Origin of the sequence: Mycobacterium neumannii (assembly GCF_002245615.1) — a bacterium.
Classification (GTDB): Bacteria; Actinomycetota; Actinomycetes; order Mycobacteriales; family Mycobacteriaceae; genus Mycobacterium; species Mycobacterium neumannii_A.
Map to the genome: position 1 here is coordinate 75,675 of NZ_NKCO01000024.1, position 9,612 is coordinate 85,286.

Sequence of the window (9,612 nt, forward strand, 5' to 3'; positions counted from 1 at the left end):
CCATATGGGCGCTAGGGGGATATGGGTTGGTCGGGGCCAGGCCTACAAGATGCTCGGCGGGATTGCGGGCCCGACATTCGGTCCTGGGCCGGCACCACCGGGATCGATGGGCTCCCACCAATCGTCCTCGTCGTCGGTCCACGGGTCCCCAAAGTTGGGGCCGCTGGCCAGCTCGAACTGCTGGCCGACAGTCTGAAAGTTTGACGCGAGCCGCGTCGACATCTCCTGAGCATTGCTGGCGACCTGCTTGGCCTCGGAGGCCTTGCGGTCCAGGAACTCAGCGAGCTGTTCGCGGCCGGCGGCGGTGCCCAGGGTCGGCTGCATCGCGGCAATGCCCAACTGGATCTCTTGCTGAATCCGCTGCAGCTGCGCCTTGGACTGCGCATCGGCGGTGTGTGCGTCGGTGATGTTTTGCGCCAACCCCTGATCAGCCTGATTCAGAGCATCGCGCGTCTTGCGCAGCGAAGCGTCGGTCGCGTCGGCTTCCTCAGCACCCTTGCCTGTCCAACCCGCCGGCCGAACCGAGCCCGGGGGATAGGGCCGGTGGTCAGGCACCCACACCCCCGACCCATCCGGCGACTCTGTGTACCTCGGGCCCATGGGATAGTTCGGGGGCCCCAGCTCACCAGGAGGCTTGAGGATCACGCCGCCGTCGTCGTGAATCCCGTCGAGTGTCGAGCGCGGCATCCCCGACGAGGTGTTCATGTCCTGCTCGGGGATGTAGGGCGGGTACTGCGGCACCTCCGGGGCGACGCCATCAGGGCCAGGAATCTGTGGGTAGTAACTCGGGTACGGGTATGGCGGCAGGGTTGGGTCCGGCGTCGGCGTATCCAGCGGCGGGTTGAAGCCGCCCAGCCCGCCGATACCCGTCATCAGGTCGTTGACCTGCTGTTCCCAGAAACCCACGCCAACGAAGATAGGCGCATCCTGGTGGCCTCGCTACCACCAGCGCGTACTTTGCCGCCGAATCGGCCGGTTTTGCCTCACACGGCTCGGTCAGGTGAGGTCAAGCAGGTCGGCCAACTCATCGTCACCGCGACCACGAAGGACCGCGCCGACGTCTTCCGGCCGGCACTCCAGCGCGGCCGCGAGCGCGGATGCGGGCTTCCGCACCGCGTGGCCGAGCAGCTTTTGCAGCCGAGTTTTGGCGCCGTCTTCGGCCGTGAAGCGGACCACCTCGAGGGACGCATCGTCGCCCCTGAACGCCAACACCAAGGTGTCACCGGCAGTAGCGCCGAGAGCCAAGGCGTGGGTGCGGAGCGAGCCGATGCTGGCACCAGTTGTCGATGCCAGTCGCCACGACAGGGTGACCGGTCCGTGTGTGCCGGTGAATGTTCGCTGCTGGCCGGGGGAGACGCCGGCGGCGTCGGCCACCACCGGGTGGACGGTCTGCCCCGATCCGCGCAGGACTTCTGAGGTGACGAGCTGGGCTACGCGAATCTCGTTGGGTCCGTTGCGGAAAACGCCGCGAACGGTGTTCAGCCGCGGCAGCGTGGGCCACCCATCAGCCTTGGTCCGTCGTCGTGCGACACCCTTCTCTAAGACGAACACCAGCGTGCCTAGATAGGAACGGATCGACGATTCGGTGATGTCTGGGTACCGCGCCCGAAGCTCCTCGATGAGGGCACTGGTGCTGGCTTTGCCGCCGGCGGCGTCGATGTACTCGCCGATCGCGTGGACGATGTTGACGTACTCACCAACCCCCCACTTCCGCAGCCCCCACGTGCTTCGGCTCGTGCGGACAAAGCGGCGGTCGTGTTTCGACAGAACCGCTTTGACGCGCTCCAGGCTGATGCCCATAGAGTCCGCGAGTCCCAGGGTGGCATGGATGGTCTCAGCGGTCGCCGGGGTTCCCAAGACCTGCAGTGCCGCAATAGCCATGTTGGCGGCGGTATCGCCTGACCAACGCACCCACAGATCGCCGAACCGGCGAAGGTCGGCCTGGCTTTCGAGATAGGACAGGGCAACACCGGTCGGCATTCCCAGGCTCGTCAATGCGTGGAGCAGCGCATCGGTGGTGGGGGCGACGTCACGGGCGTGGAACATGCCGTCGACTGCAGCGGCCACCAGCGAGCGGGATCCCCCGGGGGGTGAGGTGTTCTCGATCCAGTCGCCGCGGCGGCCATAGGGGCCGGCGATGTGAAGAAGGACGGCGGCGGCCTGGCCAGTAGGGTCCAAGCCCAGGCGGCGCAGTTCGAGGTCGGCAGTGGTCGCGGGAAGGTAGGGGCCCAAGCGTCGCCGCATTTCGTCGGCGTGCTCCCCAACTTCCTGATGTGCGGGATCGTTGAGCAACTCGGCGAACCGCGCCCGGGCCCGCGGCAGGTTGCGGCCCACCGAGGCGGCGTGCACCCCGAGACGGTCGGCGACGGCGTGCTGAGGAATGGGGTCGAGCGCCCAGACCTGCGCGGCGAGAATCTCACGGTCGAAGTCGTCGAGCTGGTCGACCAGGCGGGTCACTGCTGCATCGGCGCCGACTCGGCCGGCGGCCAAGGTGTCGTGCCGAACCTGCACGGCACGCTGGGCGGCCTCGATTAGTGCACGAACCGCGGAGGCGCCCAGTTTCGGCCGCAGGAGCAATGCCTGGGGGGTGAGGTCCGCCAGGTCTGCCCAGCGGGGGTATTCCTCGGCGTAGGCGCCTAGCCGCCTCGGCAGCCGCGCGTAGGGAATGGTGAACGCGCCAATGCTGTCGAAGCCCGCGACGAGATCCCGCAGACGCGTACTCAAAATCGTCTGGTTGCGCCACCAGTCCGGATCGAGAATCTCGTCGAGATCCGTCCGGGCGTTCTGCCCCCTCATGCTGGCCGCGATGTCGCCCACTGCGACACGTCGGGTGGGTGCTGGTGTTGTGGGGTACCGATACCGTCGTGCCAGGCGCTGAGGCTGCAGCTCGTGTGGTTGATCACGCATGCGCTATTGGGGTGCGTGACAGGATTCTCGGCCCAGCCGATGGCAGTGAGGTTGTCGTAGGTCGCGTTCACCAGCCGGTCGGTCAAATGCGTTCCGACGCAGACCAACTCAGTGACTGCTAGGGCAGTCGTGGGGTGGGCAATCCAGGTGTCGGGCTCGATGATGTCGAGCGCCCACAGCACGACGCTGCCCTCCCCGGCGTTGCGCAGCGCTTTGCCGATGTTGGCGAGCACGGTCAGCTCGTTGGTGCGGTGAGGGCCAAAGGCGTGAGGTGAGGTGTCGAGCCATTCTGCCAGGTCGATGCGGGCCCATATCCGAGCCGAGGACAACTCTGGCGAGCGCCGACACCCTGGTCGTGGAGGCCACCCGGCGGACGCAACAAAGTCGATGCGCGAGTACAGCGTTTCCGACAGCCCAATGTCGCGAAGCTTCTGTGCGGCAATCTGTTCCGGTGCAGTCACGGCTATGAGCTCCGCGTGGGTGCGATGCGGTGGCGGTACCGGTCGGGGAGGTACGCGCGATGGGCAGGACCGAATTGCCCTGCGTCGAAGACGACCAGCTGGCCTGTCCGCCGGCGCCCGAGCGTCCACCCGTCGACATCGGTCCACCACGGGTTGGCCAGGAGTTCCTCGTCGGTCAGATCGTCTGGCTCGACGACCGTGACGCGCTCCATCTCTAGGACACGAACGCCCGCAACGTAGGTCCACCGCGCGGGCGCGACGGGTGCCGCGATCGCCGCCGCAGCCTCAAGGTTGGACGTGGCCTCACCGTCAGGATTCATCGCGAGTTTCCATACGGACTCTGCCCCGATGATCACAATGCGCTGGGAGCCGGCGTCGAAGTCGTATCCGGTGTCGGCGCCGAGTGCCACCAGGACCGTCAGCGCGTCCTTGGTGAGCCTGTCGACGGGCTTGGTCGTGTGCCCTCGCCGTAGCGCGAGCCACACACAGAACGCCTGCAGTTCGATGATGCTCAGGCCCGCCAGCGCTTCGTCGGTGAGCCTCGCTGATGGATGGTAGATCTGCTCGATCCGCTTCAACAGCATTCCCACGTTGGGGGCTTCGATCGCCTGGTCGATCCGATGGACCGGCCCAGGACCTGTAGTCGACGTCGTTGGCATAGTTCGTTGTGTCAGAGTGGAGTCGATTGGGTGTTGCCGTTGCATGGCGGTCCCCAGAGCCCGCGGCCAGCGGCGCGTGCCTGCTCCTCGGCGGCCATGATCTCGGGGTACCGGCTCACCGGCTTGCCCCCGTACACGTAGGGGCGGGCCATGCCGGCCGCCACCGCGGTGACGGCAAAGTCGCGCCCGTCAGCAAGTTCGACGTAGGCCAGGGTCCGGCCGTAGCGGTCGTGGGAGTCCTGCCCGGGGTCGGTGACGAGCGCGATGCGTTGCCCAGTGAGGGTGTCCGCCGCGAACCGCGCCGCCTCGGGGCCCCAGCATCCGACCGACCAGCCGGGCTTGTGCAGTTCCGGGGAATCGATGCCTAGAAGTCGCACGCGGAGGCGGCCGCGGGTGTCGTCGCGAACATCGAGTGTGTCTCCGTCTACAGCTCGGAGCACTGTTGCGCTCACCGCGGCGGGTGTGGCGTCCGCCGTTGGGGATGAGGGCGTGCAGGAGGTCGCGGCCGCGATCAGCCCGCACGCTATGCCGAGGTGTGCTACCGCGGCCCGGCCGCGCTGCGGCGCAGGGGCTTTTGTTGCTGTATCGCGCTCGCAGCGAGGGGCGCCGGGCAGCGTGAAACATCTCTGCGCGCCGCGCCGAATGACATACCCGCGCCCACACGACGGACATAGCGGCCGGGCGGTGCCCTTGGGCGTCACGGCGCGCGGGTTATCGCCTGATGTGGGTGCACGAAATGCCCACCGGGCTCCGCTGTAGTTGTTGCCTCGCCGCATGATTCGTTGCCCATCGTCCATTAGGGAAGTGCGATTCGAAGTGCCTTGCTGATCTCCGCCATGGTCGATGGCGACAAGGTGCCCAACGATTCGGTCAGCTCATCGTGGTACAGCTGCACGATGTCATCGACCAAGACGAAGCCCACCAGCGGATCAGCCGCGGTCAACGGCACGACCGTGGGGACGTGCGAGTGCTTGCTCGTAGTCGTAATCCGTGCCGCGAGAACGGTATCGAGGTTTCTGTTCCGCGAGTTGTTGCTCAGGATGACCCATGGCTTCGCGCCATGCCCGAGGTCCACCCGGTACGCCTGGCTGCGTAGCGCGCGGCTCACTGACGCCCCTGGCCCCGGCGCGCATAGCGGTCCCGCGCGGTCCGGCGCTCAGCGTTAGACGGTTCGCTGTTGAACTCGGTCGCCAGCTCGGCGTAGCCGGCGTCGAGGACATGTTCCTGGAGGGCCTCGGCGCCCGCCTGGAGCAGCGCCCGCAACGCCGCGGCTTCCGACTTGATGTCGTCGACATCGTGCTGGCTGGCCCAGTGTCGCAACACCTCGTACGCCGGCGATCCCTGATTCAGGTACGGGGCTATCACGGCCTCGTCGGAGTCGCCGAGGATGAGGCTCACACGCTTACTCATAGTGTACATATTACACCACTATCAAGCGCATAGATAAGCGCAATTCTCGGCTCAGATGTGACGTATAGGCGGGAGCGGGTCGTTGGTTGGCGAGCGGGGTTGCGCGGCGCTGTCGGCCACCGCGGCGACAATGGCCTGATGAGTGATGACGTTGGCGGTTTGTCCGTTCGGCAGGGGCCGCGCAAGCGCGCCGGCGATGTGCGCGTCGCTGTGCTGGTGCGCGTCGAGGGACGGCCCGCCGCGGTGCGGGTCTTTACCGATGAAGAGGCCGACGAGGCTGCCCAGTACGCGGCAAGTACCGGGGGAGTAGTTGTGCCGCTGCCGCTTTCACCGCCAGCTGGGTATGTACGCGGACCCGATGGTTCTCTGCTACCGGAGGGGGCGGCTGGGGCTTCGCCGCCAGCATGAGCCCGGCCCCGTCAAAGCGATTCGTCGTGAGGGTGTCGGCCCTCGGAGGCCAGCGCGTCGAGGTAGGCGTCGTGGTAGCGGGTGATCGACAGTCGCTCGGAGGTGAATTGCTCCAGGACGCCGGTGATGAGTGGTTGGCCTCGGAGCGAGGATCCCATTCGGTCGTAGGGCCAGTGGCCGAAACTCATCATGTCAATGCCGAGTGTCTGCTGCGGGTATTCGCGGGCCTCGGTGATGTCGTTTCGGACCGCCTCCAGCTCGGTCTCCAGGCGACGGAGTGCGGACGCGGCACGGCGGAGATGGCGGTCGCGCTGCTCTTTGAGCAGGTTGACGCATTCCGTCCATGTCGGGATGGTGTCGCGAGGGAAGTAGACGTGGCCGGCTTTGCCGCGCACAACCTGGGGGAGCAGCCCGTCTGCGGCCAGCATCTTGAGGACGTCGGTCGGAATCCCGCACAGCTCGGCGGCTTCCGACAGCTTCGCCAGGTGCGGCTCACTCACCCGCCTGGTCCGTTCCCGCGGTCTTGCGTGCTGAATTCTTGCGTGGTGTAGAGCGTTTCGCAGGTGTGCGCGCAGTCGGAGCTGCGAGTTGGCCACGTAACGCCTCAGTAGCCGCCGATGCTACTGCGAGAGCTTCGGTGAGCGCCTGCACCCGATCGTCGGCATTGCGCTGGGCCTGTGCGAGCTGTTCCGCGTGCGCCTGGCGAAGAACATCGCGCTCGGCGACGGTCTCCTCTCGAAGCCGTTCCAGGGCGGTGCGGTCATGTTCAGCGGACCGGCGGGCACTATCGGCCTCGGCGCGACTCGTGGCTAGCTCCACGCGAAGTGTTGCCGCTTCGGCGACCGCCTGCTGCGTAGCTTCATGAGCAGCGTCGATCTCGACTTGCATCCGCTGGCGTGTGTCGTCCATCTCCCCGCGTGCGGCGTCGACCTCGCGGCGGAGCTGGGCTGCGGTATCCCGCTCGCGTGCCGCTTCCGCATCGGACGCGCGCTGCGCGGAGAGCGCTGCTGCGGCCTCCATCCGGGCCGCTGACGCCTCCTGCCTCGCGTCCTCCACGGCCGCGTCACGCTGCGCTAGACGATCGGCGTTCTCCGCGGCTGCGTGGGCTACCCGCTGTTCGGCACTGGCCACTGCAGCGTCTGTTTCGGACCGCATCGCTGCGAGCTGGACTTGGGTTTCCTCCCGCACCCGCGCTAGCTCGGCAGCGGATTCCTCAGCAAGTACGTCCGCCTCTTCCCGGTCACGCTCAGCTTGCTCGGCCCGAGCCTCTGCGAGGCGGGCAGTGCGCTCGGCCGCAGCAGTACGACGCTCGGCTTCGGTGATCTTGCTCAATGCGTCACGATGCGCGTCTTCCACCTCCGCGCCGGCAGCTTCGAGGTCGCTGGCGGCCTGGACCACCGATGCCAGTTCGCCGAGGTAGGTTCGCATGTCATCAAGACGGCCAGGCAATTCGGCCAGCCGTTGATCAAGGGTCGCGCGCGCCATCGATACGGGCGCCGCCGTGCCGGGCTCTTCCTGCAGCGTTACCACGCTCTGATGATTCGCTCGGCGGGCCTTAAAAGCCGACGCGCGATTATGCACCGGCCCACCGCCCTCATCGGACTGCTCGCAGTAGCGCGACGGCCGTCCAGTAGCCGGGTCCGGGCGCCGCGGCCGCGTGCATCCGGGATAGCTGCAGTGGTCCCGGTCGAGGGTCTCCGCGGTATCGCTCTCGTCCATGCGACCAATATAGACGTTTCGTCGCCTCAATGACATAACAAAACGAAACGAAACAAAACCTCGGTGACGAAACAAAAGTTGGACGCGTGGGGGCGTTCGCAGGGGCTGACAGCCGTGAGGGCAACCACCCGTCGGCCCGGACGCATGACCTTCCCCCCGTTCAACCCAATGCCCGATCCCCAGCACCTAGGTGGGGACTGAATCCGCGACTACCTGATAGCGCCGGACTGGGGGCCATTGATGTCCGGAACTACCTGACACCGGCGGACACCCAGCGACCTTCCATGGGCCTGGGCCTCTCGCAGCTAGCCGACTCAAAGGTGTATCTACGGGAAGTTCTCGGAGTTCAGGTGAGTGTCCAACATCAAACCGGGCTGATAGGTCGTTCAGGCATAGGGAACGGCAGGGTGAATTCGGAGAACCAACGCAAAGGGTGCAAATTGACGCCGCCCGCTAGTGACTCGGTGGCCTCCGGCGGCAGATCGTAGAGCGTCAGTACGTCGTGATCCTGAAAGAGGACCTCGGACAACTGATCCCATGATCCGCGTCGCACCTGGCGTGGGCGGGCGGCGGCCTGGGCCCGTCGCAGGACGAGGTGAAGAACCATTTCTTCGCCCGTACACCGGGGGATGGGCGCCCCCCAGAGGCGGGTGTCGGCTGCCAAGCGGTCGGCGGCAGCGGCCAGTTGGTAGCGCCACAGCCGCGACTGCCCGAAGGTGACCGAAGGCAGCGTCGCAAGCACATCGAGCTGGCTGCTATTGACCGGGGTGACGGGAGCTGAGCCAAGGGCGTCGGCGTCAGATCGGATGGCGGCGGCAATCTCGTCGGCCGCGTTAGCGATGAGGGTCGCTTGCCGAGAGGAGATTAGCTCGACGATCTCGCTGTACTCCTCGTCGTTCTCCATCAGGGCCAATTCCTCGTCGTCAGCAGCGCGTGTTCCCCACGGGTCTTCACCGCTGGCAGCGTCCGTGTCCTCGGGGATTCGGCAGTCGAGCGAGGTGTAGGGATCGACGCCAGCGGACGTCGCCACCAGTTCGTCGCTGTCTCCAACCAAGTAGGTCAGCTCGACGGTCAGAATCTGCCACTCAGGGGCAGTCTCCCGATGGCGGTCCAGCACTGCCCGATAGTCATGGCGTGCATAGGCGTCAACGGCTGCCTGATCTTCGTCGAGACCACACTCGATACCGAGCCGGGCGGCGGCTTTGAGGGCGGTAGCTTCGTCGGGGTAGGCCCAAAGATCCAGACGGCGGTAACCGCTGTAGCCGCGGTGCGCCACAGTCCAGATTCCCGGTCCGCGCGCCCACTCGTGCACCCGGTTGTCCGCCCGCCCTGAGAAGCCTTCGGCGACGATCACGTTATGAATGAACGCTGCGCCAGCGGTCCTGGGAGTTGAATCGGCGGCGGTGGCACGATCGGCGTCCAGATAGCCGGCATCGTGTAGGGCTGCATCGAGTATCTGCTCATACGAGCAGCCAATCTGGACCGCTGCTGACTTCAAGTTCTGTTGCGTTGGAAGAGACCGTATTTCGCCAACCCGCCATTGCCGCAGCGCCTGACGGCTGATGCCTATCCTGTCCGCCAGGCCGCCGATGCTAGCGCTGTGGCGGCGCAGGTACTCATCGATGAGGCGGCCAAGATGGCTGGATGCCGGGGAAGTCACGAATGTCAGTCTGCTCCTCGTACGCAACCCATGGCAAGTGTCAGTTACCATATTTGGAAACCGCTACTTTACATAACCTAGTTTATCGGCAAATCGGTTGCGGCACAGAGGAATTCGTCTAACTGATCAGCCAGAGTTCGATTTTTTCCGTTGTACTACTGCGTTGTACTGCGTTGTGCAGTTGACCTCTGACTTTTTCACTCATTCGACAACCAGCTAATAACCCTTGTCACTCCTTCGCCTACCGGAAGTCGCGTCTCGTGTCCGTTCTCATTGATTCTGGGGCATTCTCATTGAATCTGGGGTAAGTGCGTGTCTTTCTCATTGAATCTGGGGCACGAGGCTTAGCGTTTATGTGTGCTGACGTCGGCTGTTTCGGCTGGGCCAG

11 protein-coding genes are annotated in these 9,612 nt (G+C 65.6%); 1 reads left to right on the forward strand and 10 read right to left on the reverse strand.

Annotated features, from left to right (window positions below; all coding sequences use genetic code 11):
* Positions 1 to 42 precede the first annotated feature (42 nt).
* From CEX88_RS21830 to CEX88_RS21860, 7 genes are all read right to left on the reverse strand, one after another.
* Positions 43 to 906: a DUF4226 domain-containing protein gene (locus tag CEX88_RS21830; RefSeq protein ID WP_238382159.1), complete on the reverse strand. Its 864-nt coding sequence runs from the start codon at positions 904 to 906 to the stop codon at positions 43 to 45.
* Between the two features lie 90 nt (positions 907 to 996).
* The gene (locus CEX88_RS21835; protein WP_238382160.1) at positions 997 to 2,817 is read right to left on the reverse strand and encodes a winged helix-turn-helix domain-containing protein; all 1,821 of its coding nucleotides are present in this window, start codon (positions 2,815 to 2,817) and stop codon (positions 997 to 999) included.
* Entirely contained in the window at positions 2,793 to 3,140 is a 348-nt protein-coding gene (locus tag CEX88_RS21840; protein ID WP_126315856.1) for a hypothetical protein, read from the reverse strand. Before CEX88_RS21840 ends, CEX88_RS21835 begins: the two co-directional genes overlap by 25 nt.
* Before the next feature lie 230 nt (positions 3,141 to 3,370).
* Positions 3,371 to 4,027 carry a hypothetical protein gene (locus CEX88_RS21845; protein ID WP_126315857.1) on the reverse strand — a complete coding sequence of 219 codons (657 nt, stop codon included), beginning with the start codon at positions 4,025 to 4,027 and terminating at the stop codon, positions 3,371 to 3,373.
* Positions 4,028 to 4,038: 11 nt separating this feature from the next.
* Complete coding sequence (locus tag CEX88_RS26420; RefSeq protein WP_238382161.1) at positions 4,039 to 4,479, reverse strand: thermonuclease family protein; 441 nt, start codon at positions 4,477 to 4,479, stop codon at positions 4,039 to 4,041.
* A gap of 344 nt (positions 4,480 to 4,823) precedes the next feature.
* Positions 4,824 to 5,135, reverse strand: coding sequence for a type II toxin-antitoxin system PemK/MazF family toxin (locus tag CEX88_RS21855; RefSeq protein WP_094295091.1), 312 nt, complete (start codon positions 5,133 to 5,135; stop codon positions 4,824 to 4,826).
* Positions 5,132 to 5,437, reverse strand: coding sequence for a hypothetical protein (locus CEX88_RS21860; RefSeq protein ID WP_094295092.1), 306 nt, complete (start codon positions 5,435 to 5,437; stop codon positions 5,132 to 5,134). Before CEX88_RS21860 ends, CEX88_RS21855 begins: the two co-directional genes overlap by 4 nt.
* A 138-nt stretch (positions 5,438 to 5,575) precedes the next feature.
* On the opposite strand from CEX88_RS21860, the gene CEX88_RS21865 reads away from it, so the two are divergent.
* A complete protein-coding gene (locus CEX88_RS21865) occupies positions 5,576 to 5,845 on the forward strand; it encodes a hypothetical protein (RefSeq protein ID WP_094295093.1) in 270 nt (89 codons plus the stop codon).
* An 11-nt stretch (positions 5,846 to 5,856) separates the two neighbouring features.
* On the opposite strand, the gene CEX88_RS21870 is transcribed toward CEX88_RS21865, so the two are convergent.
* From CEX88_RS21870 to CEX88_RS26150, 3 genes are all read right to left on the reverse strand, one after another.
* Complete coding sequence (locus CEX88_RS21870; RefSeq protein WP_094295094.1) at positions 5,857 to 6,345, reverse strand: MerR family transcriptional regulator; 489 nt, start codon at positions 6,343 to 6,345, stop codon at positions 5,857 to 5,859.
* A complete protein-coding gene (locus tag CEX88_RS21875) occupies positions 6,338 to 7,564 on the reverse strand; it encodes a coiled-coil domain-containing protein (RefSeq protein ID WP_238382162.1) in 1,227 nt (408 codons plus the stop codon). The genes CEX88_RS21870 and CEX88_RS21875 overlap by 8 nt, the downstream gene beginning before the upstream one ends.
* A 364-nt stretch (positions 7,565 to 7,928) precedes the next feature.
* The gene (locus CEX88_RS26150; RefSeq protein WP_202931606.1) at positions 7,929 to 9,224 is read right to left on the reverse strand and encodes a helix-turn-helix domain-containing protein; all 1,296 of its coding nucleotides are present in this window, start codon (positions 9,222 to 9,224) and stop codon (positions 7,929 to 7,931) included.
* Positions 9,225 to 9,612: the final 388 nt, after the last annotated feature.

What these genes read in the sequence shown, in the direction of transcription:
- CEX88_RS21865 (WP_094295093.1), top strand. Translation starts at nt 5,576, where the DNA reads ATGAGTGATGACGTTGGCGGTTTGTCCGTTCGGCAGGGGCCGCGCAAG.
- CEX88_RS21860 (WP_094295092.1), bottom strand. Translation starts at nt 5,437, where the DNA reads ATGAGTAAGCGTGTGAGCCTCATCCTCGGCGACTCCGACGAGGCCGTG.
- CEX88_RS21875 (WP_238382162.1), bottom strand. Translation starts at nt 7,564, where the DNA reads ATGGACGAGAGCGATACCGCGGAGACCCTCGACCGGGACCACTGCAGC.
- CEX88_RS21845 (WP_126315857.1), bottom strand. Translation starts at nt 4,027, where the DNA reads ATGCCAACGACGTCGACTACAGGTCCTGGGCCGGTCCATCGGATCGAC.